Genomic DNA, 14,959 nt, shown 5'->3' on the forward strand with positions numbered 1-14,959 from the left:
GGCATTTTTTATGCGTCACGTCCAGGCAGGCTCGAATTCAGACAGCTGCGAAGAACGGCAAAGCCAGATACAGCTTGATGACGATGACATTAATGATGTCGATGAAGAACGCCCCGACCATCGGCACCACCAGAAACGCGATCTGCGAGGGACCGTAGCGCTGTGTCACGGCCTGCATGTTGGCAATGGCAGTCGGCGTGGCGCCCAGGCCAAAACCGCAATGCCCCGCAGCCAGCACGGCCGCGTCGTAGTTGCGCCCCATCATCCGGAACGTCACGAAAATCGCGAACAACGCCATGACCAGCGCCTGTACAGCCAGAATGATGAAAATCGGCAACGCCAGTGCGGCCAGATCCCACAACTTGAGCGACATCAGGGCAATCGCCAGAAACAGCGACAAGCTGACATTACCCAGCACCGACACTTCACGCTCGAACACCTGATACAGGCCCAGCGCCGAGAGCCCGTTGCGCAACACCACGCCTACAAACAGGACACAAACAAACGTTGGCAACTCGAATGCGGTCCCCTGCAGCAGACCGTTCAACAGATTGCCCGCCAGCAAACTGACCGCGATCAGGGCGAGTGTTTCTATAAACGAAAACGGCGTAATCGAGCGTTCTTTGTTTGGTTGCTCGAAGCCTTTTGGCAACCGCGGCGGCGCATCCTGACTCTGACAACCGGGCAGTTGCACTCGCTTGATGAGCAAGCGCGCGACTGGTCCGCCGATCAGACCACCCAGCACCAGGCCAAACGTCGCGGATGCCATCGCCAGTTCCGACGCAGACGCCAGACCGTACTTCTCGCTGAATACCGTACCCCACGCAGCACCGGTGCCATGACCGCCCGCCAGAGTGATCGAACCGGTCAGCAGCCCCATCAATGGATCAAGCCCGAGCATTTTTGCCAAGCCGATACCCATGGCATTCTGCACCACCAACAGCCCGGTGACCGCCAGGAGAAATACCCCAACTATGCGGCCGCCTTTCTTCAGGCTGGCAAAGTCTGCGCTCAGACCAATGGTGGCAAAAAAGGCAAGCATCAAAGGTGTCTGCAGGGAAGTATCGAAACGAATTTCAATATCGAACATTCGCAGCAGCAATAAAAGCAAGGCAACTACCAAGCCACCCGCGACAGGCTCGGGGATATTGTAACTGCGCATGAAACCAACACGCATAACGAGCCCGCGCCCTAGCAGAAGCACTAACGAGGCGGCCACAAGTGTTCCGTAAAAATCGAGCTGAATCATTGGGATTATTCTTGGCTATATATTCAGAGGCGAGCTGTTTACCTGCACGCGCCTCATGAACCGGCTGATTGTCTCAACACTGATTACTCGGAAATTCAAAAGCCTTCGATGGCTTGAATATATCTTAATATTTCAGGAGAAATATTATTCGGCCAACTTTAACAATCGTCGCCTTTGATTCCAAGGCCATGAATCCAAACTAAGCCAATACAGTTGTGACCAAAAGTGTATATACGGAAAGAGTATCGACCAGTCATCGCAGTCAGATTATTCCTACATATAGTAGAGACTAATTTAGTTGCATAAATAAAAATACCCTGACAGGTCAGGGCATTGATTTTAAACTTTTCGAGCTTGTTATTTGATCAGTCGCCAGGTAAACGGATATCGGTAAGGAAAACCTTCATTGGCTTTCACACCGGCGATGATCGTCAAAACCAGCGCGCCGATCGCCAGTATCCCCAGCAGGAAGAACCCGATGATCAGCACCATCAGCAGGAAGCAAATCAACGAGGCGATGGCGACGGTGATCTGAAAATTCAACGCCTCCTTGCCCTGCGCATCGATGAACGGATCTGTCTCGCGCTTCATCTGCCAAAGGATCAATGGTCCGATCAGATTGCCGAACGGAATCCAGATCCCCAGCAAGGCGGACAAGTGACAAAACATCGCCCACTGGCGAACCTCCTGGCTCGGTTTGGGCAGCAACTCTTGCTCGTCACTCATCGTGTCCTCCTTGCGGTTATGCACCTGCTCAGTCGGCCAGTGCAGCCTTTTGCAGTTCGAAGATTTCGTTCATGCCCTGCTTGGCCAGCTCCAGCATGGCGTTCAAGTCTTCCGGCTGGAACGGCGCGCCTTCGGCAGTGCCCTGTACTTCGATGAAACCACCGGTGCTGGTCATCACCACGTTGAGGTCAGTCTCGGCGGCGGAATCTTCAAGATAGTCCAGATCCAGCACGGCTTCGCCCTGATACATGCCAACCGACACGGCACCGATCATTTGCTTGAGCGGATCGCCGCCTTTGAGGCCGCCGCGCTTCTTGATCACTTTCAACGCGTCAACCAGTGCAACCATGGCACCGGTAATGGAAGCGGTACGAGTACCGCCGTCAGCCTGGATCACATCGCAGTCGACATACAGGGTGACATCACCCAGCTTGGACATGTCCAGCGCAGCGCGCAGGGAACGGCCAATCAGGCGCTGGATTTCCAGAGTGCGACCGCCCTGCTTGCCACGGCTCGCTTCACGCTGGTTACGCTCGCCAGTGGCGCGCGGCAGCATGCCGTACTCGGCGGTCAGCCAACCCTGGCCCTGGCCTTTGAGGAAGCGCGGCACGCCGTTTTCGACGCTGACGGTGCAGATGACTTTGGTATCACCGAATTCGACCAGCACCGAACCTTCGGCGTGCTTGGTGTAGTTGCGGGTAATGCGGATCGAGCGGAGCTGATCGGCAGCGCGACCACTTGGACGTTTCATAGGAGATACCTGTACTGAGGACGGAAAACTGCCGAGCATTATAGAGCGCTGCACCGCCCCTGGGCACTCGCTAAAAAATCGGGACGACGACTGAAGCCCTTGAAACACCCATTACCGACGGGCTGCAGCCCTTTGTCACACCGTGTGTTTGGGCGCATTCGCCGCACTGCGCTACAATCCTGCGCCTTTGCTGCCAGTCGGCTTAAATTCATTGATATCGAGCCTGCGGAACATCTGCTGCGCCGATCTGCATTGCGAGGTCACCGCCATGGTGCACAGCATGACCGCCTTCGCCCGCGTCGAAAAAGCCGGCGCCCAGGGCACCCTGAGCTGGGAACTGCGCTCGGTCAACAGCCGCTACCTTGAACCGCACCTGCGTTTGCCGGAGTCGTTTCGCGACCTCGAAGGCGCGGTGCGTGAAGCGCTGCGTCAAGGTCTGTCGCGAGGCAAACTGGAATGCACCCTGCGTTACACCGAAGAAAGCACCGGCAAAGCGCTGCAAGTCGATCGCGAGCGCGCCGCGCAGTTGGTCGCTGCGGCCGAGACCGTTGCCGGCCTGATCAAGAATCCTGCCGCACTGAATCCGCTTGAGGTGCTGGCCTGGCCCGGCGTACTGGTCGGCGATGCGAGCGACCCGCAGGCACTGAACGCCGACGCACTCGCCCTGTTCAATCAAGGCTTGAAAGAGTTGAAGGCCGGCCGCGAGCGCGAAGGCGCGGAGCTGGCACGCTTGATCAACGAGCGCCTGACCTCTATCGAAGAAGACGTCGTGACCCTGCGTGAACTGGTGCCGCAAATGCTCGCCACTCAGCGCCAGAAGGTCCTCGATCGCTTCACCGACATGAAGGCCGAACTGGATCCACAGCGCCTCGAACAGGAAATGGTCATGCTCGCGCAAAAGAGCGACGTGGCCGAAGAACTGGATCGCCTGAGCACCCACATCATCGAAGTGCGCCGGGTACTGAAGTCCGGTGGTGCGGCCGGACGCCGCCTCGACTTCCTGATGCAGGAACTCAACCGCGAAGCCAACACACTGGGCTCCAAGGCCTTCGATCCGCGCAGCACCCAGGCGGCCGTCAACCTCAAAGTGTTGATCGAGCAGATGCGCGAACAAGTGCAGAATATTGAGTAAGGCAACCCCGACATGACCCACAGCACCGGCACCCTGTACATCATTTCCGCGCCATCGGGCGCGGGCAAGAGCAGTCTGGTCAAGGCTTTGACCGATGCCATACCGGAAATTCGCGTTTCGGTTTCCCACACCACCCGCGCCATGCGCCCGGGTGAAGTGGACGGCGTGAACTATCACTTCGTGACCCGCGAAGAGTTCGTGAAAATGGGCGAGCACGGCGACTTCCTCGAACGCGCCGAAGTCTTCGGCAACTTCTACGGCACCTCGCAAAGCCGCCTGCAGCAGACGCTGGACGAAGGTCACGACCTGATTCTTGAAATCGACTGGCAAGGCGCCGAGCAAGTGCGCAAGCTGATGCCGCAGGCACGCTCGATCTTTATCCTGCCGCCGTCGCTTCAGGCCCTGCACCAACGCCTGACCAACCGCGGTCAGGACAGCGACGAGATCATCGACGGCCGGATGCGCGAAGCGGTCAACGAGATGAGTCACTATGTCGAGTACGACTACCTGATCATCAACGACGATTTTGCTCACGCACTGGACGATCTGAAGGCGATTTTCCGCGCCAATCAGCTGCAACAGAAACGCCAGCAAGTACGTTTCGGCAAATTGCTGGCCGAATTGCTCGGATAATCAGCACTTCCCAAAACCGCTGCAAGCGCTTTACATTGGTGCTTGCAGCGCGTTGAAGGGCTTGGTCAAAAAATCAGCGCTTCCCTAATCGCTGGTGATTTTTTAAACTGTTGAGTCCGCTCGCCCAACCGGGCAGCGCGCATATTGCATTCGCTCCGAGGAATACCATGGCCCGCGTAACCGTTGAAGACTGCCTAGAACACGTGGAAAACCGCTTTGAGCTGGTCATGCTCTCTACCAAGCGTGCCCGTCAACTGGCCACCGGCGGCAAAGAGCCACTGGTCCAGTGGGAAAACGACAAGCCGACTGTTGTCGCCCTGCGTGAAATCGCTGAAGGCCTGATGAGCTACGAGTTCATCGCCGAGCAGGAAATCGTCCAGGAAGAGCCGCTGTTCGCAGCGTTCGAGGACGAGTCCAACGAGGCCGTCTAAGCCTATGCCTGGTCGACGTAGCACGGCGCGGGATCACAGCTTACGGCAGGAATCATCATGCCGAGCATAGACGCCCTCGCCGATCGCTTATCGACCTACCTCGGCAACGACCAGGTCAACCTGGTCCGCCGAGCGTATTTCTACGCCGAACAAGCCCATGACGGTCAACGCCGTCGCAGTGGCGAGGCGTATGTCACGCATCCTCTTGCCGTGGCCAATATTCTTGCCGACATGCACATGGACCATCAGAGCCTGATGGCTGCGATGCTGCATGACGTGATCGAAGACACCGGTATCGCCAAGGAAGCGCTGCAAGCGCAGTTCGGTGAAACCGTGGCCGAACTGGTCGACGGGGTCAGCAAACTGACCCAGATGAATTTCGAGACCAAGGCCGAAGCCCAGGCCGAAAACTTCCAGAAAATGGCCATGGCCATGGCGCGCGACATTCGCGTGATCCTGGTCAAACTCGCTGACCGCCTGCACAACATGCGCACACTGGAAGTGCTGTCTGGCGAAAAACGCCGCCGGATCGCCAAGGAAACCCTCGAAATCTACGCGCCCATCGCCAACCGGCTGGGCATGCATGCGATCCGCATCGAATTCGAAGACCTCGGCTTCAAGGCGATGCACCCGATGCGCTCCGCGCGGATCTACCAGGCCGTCAAGCGCGCCCGGGGCAACCGCAAGGAAATCGTCAACAAGATTGAAGAATCCCTTGGCCATTGCCTCGCGATCGACGGCATCCAGGGTGAAGTCAGCGGGCGCCAGAAACACCTCTACGGCATCTACAAGAAAATGCGCGGCAAGCGTCGGGCCTTCAACGAGATCATGGACGTCTACGCGTTCCGGATCATCGTCGACAAGGTCGATACCTGCTACCGCGTGCTAGGCGCTGTACATAATTTGTACAAACCGCTGCCAGGGCGCTTCAAGGATTACATCGCGATCCCCAAGGCCAACGGCTATCAGTCGCTGCACACCACGCTGTTCGGCATGCACGGCGTACCGATCGAGATCCAGATCCGTACCCGCGAAATGGAAGAGATGGCCAACAACGGCATCGCTGCCCATTGGCTGTACAAGTCCAGTGGTGACGAGCAGCCGAAAGGCACTCACGCCCGCGCCCGTCAGTGGGTCAAAGGCGTGCTGGAAATGCAGCAACGCGCCGGCAACTCGCTGGAATTCATCGAGAGCGTGAAGATCGACCTGTTCCCGGACGAAGTCTACGTGTTCACGCCGAAAGGCCGGATCATGGAGCTGCCGAAAGGCTCCACGGCGGTCGACTTTGCCTACGCGGTCCACACCGATGTCGGCAACAGCTGCATTGCCTGCCGGATCAACCGTCGACTCGCACCGCTGTCCGAGCCGCTGCAAAGCGGTTCCACGGTCGAGATCGTCAGTGCTCCCGGCGCACGGCCAAACCCGGCGTGGCTCAATTTCGTGGTCACCGGCAAGGCGCGCACGCACATCCGTCATGCGCTGAAACTGCAACGCCGTTCTGAATCCATCAGCCTCGGCGAACGCCTGCTGAACAAGGTTCTCAATGGTTTCGACAGTTCGCTGGAGAAGATCCCGGCCGAACGCGTCAAAGCCATGCTCACCGAGTACCGCCTCGAACTGATCGAAGACTTGCTCGAAGACATTGGCCTGGGTAATCGCATGGCCTATGTGGTCGCCCGCCGCCTGCTTGGCGAAGGCGAACAACTGCCAAGCCCTGAAGGTCCGCTGGCGATTCGCGGCACCGAAGGTCTGGTGCTCAGCTACGCCAAGTGCTGCACGCCGATCCCGGGCGACCCGATCGTCGGGCACCTGTCGGCGGGCAAAGGCATGGTCGTGCACCTGGACAACTGCCGCAACATCAGCGAAATCAGGCACAACCCGGAAAAATGCATCCAGCTCTCGTGGGCCAAGGATGTCACCGGCGAATTCAACGTCGAACTGCGCGTCGAGCTGGAACACCAGCGCGGCCTGATCGCCCTGCTCGCCAGCAGCGTCAACGCTGCCGACGGCAATATCGAGAAAATCAGCATGGACGAACGCGATGGTCGCATCAGCGTGGTCCAGTTGGTGGTCAGCGTCCACGACCGTGTGCACCTGGCCCGCGTGATCAAGAAGCTGCGCGCTTTGACCGGGGTGATCCGCATCACCCGCATGCGTGCATAACTCAACCATTACAAGGAGTCATACATGACCAAGACCGTTATCACCAGCGACAAGGCCCCGGCCGCCATCGGCACTTACTCCCAGGCGATCAAGGCAGGTAACACTGTTTACATGTCGGGTCAGATTCCTCTGGACCCAAAAACCATGGAACTGGTTGAAGGCTTCGAAGCCCAGACCGTCCAGGTGTTCGAGAACCTCAAAGCCGTGGCCGAAGCCGCTGGCGGTTCGTTCAAGGACATCGTCAAACTGAACATCTTCCTCACCGACCTGAGCCACTTCGCCAAGGTCAACGAGATCATGGGCAAGTACTTCGACCAGCCATACCCGGCCCGCGCCGCCATCGGCGTGGCTGCCCTGCCAAAGGGTTCGCAGGTTGAAATGGATGCCATTCTGGTCATCGAGTGATGCGCACGGCGCGGCCTTCAACCGCCGCGCCGACTGCTGCAAGAAAAGGTTTTGAAAGGATTCCACCATGCGCAAAGCGCTAGCTCTCCCGCTGTTCGCCATTTTCCTCGGCGGCTGCGCCAGCAACCCTGCCGACCGTGACATCAGCGGCACCTGGATCAACCAGGTGGCGATCGATGCCGCAGCCAAGGGCGGCCCCCTGCGCGAAGCGCTTCAGGCCTATGGCCCGAACCTTGAGTGGGACGTCAACACCAAGGCCGGTCAGGCCCGCTACACCAACGGTTTTGAGAACGTCGAAGGACGGCTGCTGGGTGAAAAATCCGGCGCCTGGAAAGTCGACTTCTATGGCAGCTCCGCCAGTGAGCTGAAACGCGACGGCGGGCAACTGCAGCAAGCCGCCAGCGAGAACGAACCCGAGCAGGTGTTCGACCGTGCACAGATTCCGGTGCCGGAAGGTGCGCCGATCGGCGCCAGTTTCGAACGTGCACTGTATTCGGCCTACATGGGCGGCAGCTGGAAAATCGCCAGTGGTCAGGGCGAAGGCAGCACCGTGCAGTTCCAGGCTGATGGCCAGGTGTCCGGTTTGCCGGGCGCCGACCGTTATGCCCTGTGCTTGGCAGGTGATTGCGCGTCGATGAGCAGCACCAACGACAATATGTGGCTGCAACTCAACGGTCAGGGCAATGCCTACATCTTTGCGCGCAAGGGCAAGGAACTGGAGATTTTCCAGGCCGTGAACACCGCGCTGGCAGATGAAATGCCGCAGTACACGCCGGGTGAGCGCAAGTGGTTGCTGGAGAAGCAGTAACCCGCTCCTGAATTCGCAGATATCCCCTGTAGGAGTGAGCCTGCTCGCGATAGCGGTCTAACAGTCAGCATACGTGTTGAATGTTAGACCGCTATCGCGAGCAGGCTCACTCCTACAGTTGTTTTGGGGTGTCAGGAAGTCAGCATTTACCTTCGAGGATCGCGGCGTAGCCCTCACGGTAGCTTGGGTACGTTGGCGTCCAGCCCAACGCTTTCGCCCGGCCATTGCTGCAGCGTTTGCTACCAGTGCGCCGAACGCTGGCGTCTTCCGACCATTCGGTAACACCCAGATACTCACGCAACCAGCCCACCACCTCGGCCAATGGCGCCGGTGCATCGTCGACACCGATGTAGAAATCCTCCAGCTTCACGCCCTGCCGAGCCTTCTCCAACAGGAATGCCAGCAACCCGGCCGCGTCGTCAGCATGAATCCGGTTGCCGTACAACGGAGGTTCGACCGCCACGCGATAACCGCGACGCACTTGAGTCAGCAGCCATTCGCGGCCCGGCCCGTAGATCCCGGTCAAACGCAGAATGCTCGCAGGAATGCCACTCTTAAGCGCGACCTGCTCAGCCTCCAGCATCAATCGCCCGGAATAACCGGCAGCGATGGTCTCTGAGTTCTCATCGACCCACTCACCCTCCTGCTGCCCATACACACTGCTGCTGGAAACGAAAATCAGCCGCTCAGGCACCTGCCCATAGTCATCCAGCCAGCTCAGCACATTCTGCAAACCCTGCACATAAGCCGCGCGATAACCGGCTTCATCGTGATCGGTGGCCGCAGCGCAATACACCAGATAGTCCACCGCCCCCACCGGCCAGGTGGCCGGGCAGTCTTCGTTGAACAGGTCGCCGGCAACGCCGATCACCCCAGCAGGCAGCTTCGAAACATCCCGGCGCAGGCCATGAACTTCCCAGCCAGCCGCCAGCAATTGCTTGGCCAGACGACTGCCGACATCACCACAACCGGCAATCAAAACAGAAGGCGCGGACATCAAAAAACTCCTATCGCAAAGGCACAGACTAGCGCTGGCAAAGGACGAACGGCTAGCAATGCAAGAAAAAAAGATACTCTATTACTTTTGTTAACAAGAATTACTTGCAATAATGCACGCCACTTTTGTTCTCGGCCTTACGAGGCCTGGTAGAGCATCACCGTTTTCTATCTCAGGTCCGGCCAGCATGACACGTAATCAAACCTCCGCTTCGCCAACCAATCGACCTCGCGCCTGGAGCGCAGTGGCGGCTCTGCTGCTCAGCCTGATGCTGGCGCCGACTGCCGCTTTCGCCGACGCCCAGGCACCTGCAACGCCAGCCGCCACCGAGCAAAGCGCACCAGCCGCCGCTCCGGCTGCCCCGGCCGCTACCGATCCGGTGCAAGCGGTTGACGCTGCCGACGCTCCTGAAGTTCTCGAAGCCGACAACAGCCTGGGCATGGCCCACGACCTGTCGCCGTGGGGCATGTACCAGAACGCCGACATCATCGTGAAAATCGTGATGATCGGTCTGGCCATCGCTTCCATCATCACCTGGACCATCTGGATCGCCAAAGGCTTCGAGCTGATGGGCGCCAAGCGTCGTCTGCGTGGCGAAATCGCCGCCCTGAAGAAAGCCACCACCCTGAAAGAAGCCAGCGCCACTGCCGGCAAGGAAGGCACCCTCGCCAACCTGCTGGTGCACGACGCGCTCGAAGAGATGCGCCTATCGGTCAACAGCCGCGAGAAAGAAGGCATCAAGGAACGCGTGAGCTTCCGCCTCGAGCGTCTGGTTGCCGCCTGCGGTCGCAACATGAGCAGCGGCACCGGCGTCCTCGCCACCATCGGTTCCACCGCGCCGTTCGTGGGTCTGTTCGGCACCGTGTGGGGCATCATGAATTCCTTCATCGGCATCGCCAAAACCCAGACCACCAACCTTGCTGTCGTCGCGCCCGGCATTGCTGAAGCGCTGCTGGCCACTGCATTGGGTCTGGTTGCGGCGATTCCTGCGGTAGTGATCTACAACGTCTTCGCCCGCTCCATCGCCGGTTACAAGGCGCAGGTTTCCGACGCCTCGGCAGAAGTGCTGCTGCTGGTCAGCCGCGACCTCGACCACCAGCCTGAGCGCAGCTCGCAACCGCACATGGTGAAAGTGGGGTAATCGGCCATGGGCCTGCATTTGAAAGAAGGCGCAGACGACGATCTGGCCGAGAACCACGAAATCAACGTCACGCCGTTCATCGACGTGATGCTGGTGCTGTTGATCATCTTCATGGTGGCCGCGCCATTGGCCACCGTAGACATCAAAGTCGACCTGCCTGCCTCGACCGCCAAACCGGCGCCGCGGCCAGAGAAACCGGTGTTCCTCAGCGTCAAGGCTGACCAGCGCCTGTACATCGGCGACGATGAAGTGAAAGCCGAAACCCTTGGCGCCGTGCTCGACGCCAAGACTCAGGGCAAGAAAGACACCACCATCTTCTTCCAGGCCGACAAAGGCGTGGATTACGGCGACCTCATGAGCGTGATGGACAAGCTGCGCTCCGCCGGTTACCTGAAGGTCGGTCTGGTCGGACTTGAGACGGCAGCCAAGAAATGATCACGACGCGCCATAAGCTGACGCGTTACAGCGGTAGCCTGGCCGTGGTGCTGGGCGTTCACGCGCTGGCCATCGCGCTGGCGCTGAACTGGACCGCCCGCCCGCCCATCGAATTGCCCCCACAGGCAATGATGGTCGAGCTGGCCCCGGTTCCGGCCCCGCCACCGCCTGCTCCGCCGAAAGTCGTCACACCGCCGCAGCCACCGGCTCCGGTTGAAGAGTTGCCGATTCCGAAGCTGGCCGAAGCACCGAAAGCTGAAATCGCGGTGCAGAAACCCAAGCCGAAGCCAAAGCCGAAACCGCCGAAGCCGGTCGAGAAGAAGCTGCCGGATCCACCGAAGGAAAAACCTTCCGAGGAGAAACCGGCCGACACTCAACCGACTCAGGCACCGACGGAGAAATCCGCCCAGCCTGCGCCGGGTCCGTCGCCGGCACAGTTGGCCGCCAAGGCCAGTTGGCAGGGCACCCTGCTCGCGCATTTGGCCAAGTACAAGAAGTACCCGCAAAGTGCTCAGGCGCGGGGCAAGGAAGGCTTGAACCGTCTGCGTTTCGTGGTGGATGCCGAAGGTAATGTGTTGTCGTTTGAACTGGTGGGCCGCTCGGGCAACGCTGATCTGGACCGGGCAACCCTGGAAATGATCCGCCGCGCACAACCGCTGCCCAAGCCACCGGCCGACATGCTGAACAATGGCTCGATTGAAATTGTTGCGCCGTTTGTTTACTCGCTCGAACGCCGCCGCTAAGCAACACCGCAATACCCTGTGGGAGCGAGCCTGCTCGCGAAGAGGTCGTGTCAGTCAGCACATGCTTGTCTGACCCACCGCTTTCGCGAGCAGGCTCGCTCCCACAGTGGTTACGCGTTGAACGTTAGATCGAAATAAAGGCACCGAAAGGTGCCTTTTGCGTATCTGCCCGCGGCAAACCGACATTGCCCGGTGTCGCATTCCACACTCAGTCTGATAACGTGCGTCTATCGATTGCAGCCGGTATGCTTGGCCCGCATCTTCATGGACGCTTGCTATGACCCTCACAGAATTACGCTACATCGTTACCCTCGCCCAAGAGCAGCATTTCGGCCACGCCGCCGAACGTTGCCACGTCAGCCAGCCGACCCTGTCGGTGGGCGTGAAAAAGCTTGAAGACGAACTCGGTGTGCTGATTTTCGAGCGCAGCAAAAGTGCCGTGCGCCTGACCCCGGTCGGCGAAGGCATCGTCGCCCAGGCGCAGAAAGTCCTCGAACAAGCGCAAGGCATCCGTGAACTGGCCCAGGCCGGCAAGAACCAGCTGACCGCGCCGCTGAAAGTCGGCGCGATCTACACCGTCGGTCCTTACCTGTTCCCGCATCTGATTCCGCAACTGCACCGGGTCGCCCCGCAGATGCCGTTGTACATCGAAGAAAACTTCACCCACGTGCTGCGCGACAAACTGCGCAACGGCGAGCTCGACGCGATCATCATCGCCCTGCCGTTCAACGAAGCCGACGTGCTGACCCTGCCGCTGTACGATGAGCCGTTCTACGTGTTGATGCCGGCCCAGCACCCGTGGACGCAAAAAGAAACCATCGACGCTGGCCTGCTCAACGACAAGAGCCTGCTGCTGCTCGGCGAAGGCCACTGCTTCCGCGATCAAGTGCTGGAAGCCTGCCCTACCCTGACCAAGGGCAACGACGGCGCCAAGCACACCACCGTCGAATCCAGCTCGCTGGAAACCATCCGGCACATGGTTGCGTCCGGTCTGGGCATCTCGATCCTGCCGTTGTCGGCGGTCGACAGCCATCACTACGCCCCGGGCGTGATCGAAGTGCGGCCACTGTCGCCGCCAGTGCCGTTCCGCACCGTGGCCATTGCCTGGCGCGCGAGTTTCCCACGGCCGAAAGCCATCGAGATTCTCGCCGACTCCATTCGCCTGTGTTCGGTGGCCAAGCCAGCGGCACCGGTTACGGCCGGTTAAGCGAGCGTCATGACGGAGTTGTCGCAAGTGTCGGTGACGGCACTCAAGGGTGTCGGCGAAGCCATGGCCGAGAAATTGGCCAAGGTCGGCCTGGAGAATCTGCAGGACGTGCTGTTTCACCTGCCGCTGCGCTATCAGGATCGCACCCGCGTGGTGCCGATCGGTGCACTGCGACCGGGGCAGGACGCCGTGGTCGAAGGCACCGTCAGCGGCGCTGACGTGGTCATGGGCCGCCGGCGTAGCCTCGTCGTGCGCTTGCAGGATGGCACCGGCGGCCTAAGTCTGCGCTTCTACCATTTCAGCAACGCGCAGAAAGAAGGCCTCAAGCGCGGCACGCGGGTGCGCTGCTACGGCGAAGCCCGGCCCGGCGCGTCTGGACTGGAAATCTACCACCCGGAATACCGCGCGATCACCGGTGACGAACCGCCGCCAGTCGATGAAACCCTGACCCCGGTCTACCCGCTCACCGAAGGCCTGACCCAGGCGCGTCTGCGCCAGTTGTGTCTGCAGACGCTGACGATGCTCAAGCCAGACACCCTGCCCGACTGGCTGCCCACCGAACTTGCCCGCGACTACCAACTGGCGCCGCTGGCCGATGCGATCCGCTACCTGCACAACCCGCCCGCCGATGCCGACGTCGACGAACTCGCCCTCGGCCATCACTGGGCGCAGCATCGCCTCGCCTTCGAAGAACTGCTGACGCACCAACTTTCACAGCAACGTCTGCGCGAAAGCATGCGTTCGTTGCGCGCGCCAGCGATGCCGAAAGCGAAAAAACTGCCGCCGAAATATCTGGCCAACCTCGGCTTCAATCCGACCGGCGCGCAACAGCGGGTTGGCAATGAAATCGCCTACGACCTCAGCCAGCACGAACCGATGCTGCGGTTGATTCAGGGCGACGTCGGCGCGGGCAAAACCGTGGTCGCGGCTCTCGCTGCATTACAGGCGCTGGAGGCCGGTTACCAAGTCGCACTGATGGCGCCGACCGAGATTCTCGCCGAACAGCATTTCATCACCTTCAAGCGCTGGCTCGAACCGCTGGGCATCGACGTCGCGTGGCTGGCCGGCAAGCTCAAGGGCAAGAACCGCGTCGCCGCGCTGGAGCAGATTGCCAGCGGCACGCCAATGGTGGTCGGCACTCACGCGCTGTTTCAGGACGAAGTGCAGTTCAAGAATCTGGCCCTGGTGATCATCGACGAACAGCACCGCTTTGGCGTGCAGCAGCGTCTGGCGCTGCGGCAGAAAGGCGTCGGCGGGCGCATGTGCCCGCATCAACTGATCATGACCGCCACGCCGATTCCACGCACTCTGGCGATGAGCGCCTACGCCGACCTCGACACCTCGATCCTCGACGAACTGCCGCCCGGTCGAACCCCGGTCAACACCGTGCTGGTCACCGATACCCGCCGCGTCGAAGTCATCGAACGGGTGCGCGGCGCCTGCGCCGAAGGCCGTCAGGCCTATTGGGTCTGCACTTTGATCGAAGAGTCGGAAGAGCTGACCTGTCAGGCCGCCGAAACCACCTTCGAAGACCTCACTCTAGCCCTCGGCGAACTGAAAGTCGGGCTGATTCACGGGCGCATGAAACCCGTCGAGAAGGCCGCCGTCATGGCCGAATTCAAGGCCGGCAACCTGCAACTGCTAGTCGCCACCACGGTGATCGAAGTCGGCGTCGACGTGCCCAACGCCAGCCTGATGATCATCGAAAACCCCGAGCGCCTCGGTCTCGCGCAACTGCACCAATTGCGCGGCCGCGTTGGCCGGGGCAGCGCCGCCAGCCATTGCGTGCTGCTCTACCATCCGCCGCTGTCGCAGATCGGTCGTCAGCGCCTGGGCATCATGCGCGAGACCAACGACGGTTTCGTCATCGCCGAAAAAGACCTCGAGCTGCGCGGCCCCGGCGAAATGCTCGGCACCCGTCAGACTGGCCTGCTGCAATTCAAAGTCGCCGACCTGATGCGCGACGCCGACTTATTGCCCGCCGTCCGCGACGCCGCGCAAGCCTTGCTGGAACGCTGGCCAACCCACGTCAGCCCATTACTCGATCGCTGGTTGCGTCACGGGCAGCAATACGGCCAAGTGTGAGCACCGTCGCAGTTTCTGACAGATCGTTCCGACCAAGCTGGTTATACTCCTGC

Annotated in this window: 15 protein-coding genes; 11 read left to right on the forward strand and 4 right to left on the reverse strand. The window is 60.1% G+C overall.

Translation table 11 applies throughout. The features are described from left to right. Nucleotides 1-37 precede the first annotated feature (37 nt). The 3 genes from gltS to rph form a co-directional block, all read right to left on the reverse strand. Complete coding sequence (gene gltS / locus AB4N44_RS16535) at nt 38-1,249, reverse strand: sodium/glutamate symporter (protein WP_127930231.1); 1,212 nt, start codon at nt 1,247-1,249, stop codon at nt 38-40. Between the two features lie 357 nt (nt 1,250-1,606). Then, the gene (locus AB4N44_RS16540; RefSeq protein ID WP_007920344.1) at nt 1,607-1,975 is read right to left on the reverse strand and encodes a DUF4870 domain-containing protein; all 369 of its coding nucleotides are present in this window, start codon (nt 1,973-1,975) and stop codon (nt 1,607-1,609) included. Nucleotides 1,976-2,003: 28 nt separating this feature from the next. After that, a complete protein-coding gene (rph, locus tag AB4N44_RS16545) occupies nt 2,004-2,726 on the reverse strand; it encodes a ribonuclease PH (RefSeq protein WP_016985814.1) in 723 nt (240 codons plus the stop codon). Between the two features lie 268 nt (nt 2,727-2,994). Here rph and AB4N44_RS16550 point away from each other — a divergent pair, with 268 nt between their 5' ends. From AB4N44_RS16550 to AB4N44_RS16575, 6 genes are all read left to right on the forward strand, one after another. Further along, on the forward strand, nt 2,995-3,858 hold the full coding sequence (locus tag AB4N44_RS16550; protein ID WP_460108408.1) for a YicC/YloC family endoribonuclease: 864 nt from the start codon (nt 2,995-2,997) through the stop codon (nt 3,856-3,858). Between the two features lie 12 nt (nt 3,859-3,870). Beyond that, nucleotides 3,871-4,491, forward strand: a complete 621-nt coding sequence (gene gmk / locus AB4N44_RS16555; protein ID WP_007920339.1) for a guanylate kinase — start codon at nt 3,871-3,873, stop codon at nt 4,489-4,491. Between the two features lie 167 nt (nt 4,492-4,658). Continuing rightward, on the forward strand, nt 4,659-4,922 hold the full coding sequence (gene rpoZ, locus AB4N44_RS16560) for a DNA-directed RNA polymerase subunit omega (RefSeq protein WP_127930233.1): 264 nt from the start codon (nt 4,659-4,661) through the stop codon (nt 4,920-4,922). Between the two features lie 57 nt (nt 4,923-4,979). Then, on the forward strand, nt 4,980-7,085 hold the full coding sequence (gene spoT, locus AB4N44_RS16565; protein WP_007920338.1) for a bifunctional GTP diphosphokinase/guanosine-3',5'-bis pyrophosphate 3'-pyrophosphohydrolase: 2,106 nt from the start codon (nt 4,980-4,982) through the stop codon (nt 7,083-7,085). A 24-nt stretch (nt 7,086-7,109) separates the two neighbouring features. Next, entirely contained in the window at nt 7,110-7,490 is a 381-nt protein-coding gene (locus AB4N44_RS16570; RefSeq protein WP_003229509.1) for a RidA family protein, read from the forward strand. 67 nt (nt 7,491-7,557) lie between these two features. Next, on the forward strand, nt 7,558-8,298 hold the full coding sequence (locus AB4N44_RS16575) for a hypothetical protein (protein WP_150749847.1): 741 nt from the start codon (nt 7,558-7,560) through the stop codon (nt 8,296-8,298). 139 nt (nt 8,299-8,437) lie between these two features. Here the strand turns inward: AB4N44_RS16575 and AB4N44_RS16580 are convergent, their stop codons facing one another. Then, nucleotides 8,438-9,295 carry an SDR family oxidoreductase gene (locus AB4N44_RS16580; protein WP_150749848.1) on the reverse strand — a complete coding sequence of 286 codons (858 nt, stop codon included), beginning with the start codon at nt 9,293-9,295 and terminating at the stop codon, nt 8,438-8,440. A gap of 187 nt (nt 9,296-9,482) precedes the next feature. Between AB4N44_RS16580 and exbB the strand changes: the two genes are divergently transcribed. From exbB to recG, 5 genes are all read left to right on the forward strand, one after another. Next, complete coding sequence (gene exbB / locus AB4N44_RS16585; protein WP_460108404.1) at nt 9,483-10,436, forward strand: tonB-system energizer ExbB; 954 nt, start codon at nt 9,483-9,485, stop codon at nt 10,434-10,436. A gap of 6 nt (nt 10,437-10,442) precedes the next feature. Beyond that, a complete protein-coding gene (gene exbD / locus AB4N44_RS16590) occupies nt 10,443-10,871 on the forward strand; it encodes a TonB system transport protein ExbD (protein WP_007920333.1) in 429 nt (142 codons plus the stop codon). Next, complete coding sequence (locus AB4N44_RS16595) at nt 10,868-11,614, forward strand: TonB family protein (protein ID WP_127930238.1); 747 nt, start codon at nt 10,868-10,870, stop codon at nt 11,612-11,614. The genes exbD and AB4N44_RS16595 overlap by 4 nt, the downstream gene beginning before the upstream one ends. 277 nt (nt 11,615-11,891) lie before the next feature. Next, a complete protein-coding gene (locus AB4N44_RS16600; protein ID WP_007920331.1) occupies nt 11,892-12,821 on the forward strand; it encodes a hydrogen peroxide-inducible genes activator in 930 nt (309 codons plus the stop codon). Nucleotides 12,822-12,830: 9 nt separating this feature from the next. Next, on the forward strand, nt 12,831-14,906 hold the full coding sequence (gene recG, locus AB4N44_RS16605) for an ATP-dependent DNA helicase RecG (RefSeq protein WP_150749849.1): 2,076 nt from the start codon (nt 12,831-12,833) through the stop codon (nt 14,904-14,906). The last annotated feature ends 53 nt before the right edge of the window (nt 14,907-14,959 follow it).

Source organism: Pseudomonas sp. S3_C06, assembly GCF_054667675.1.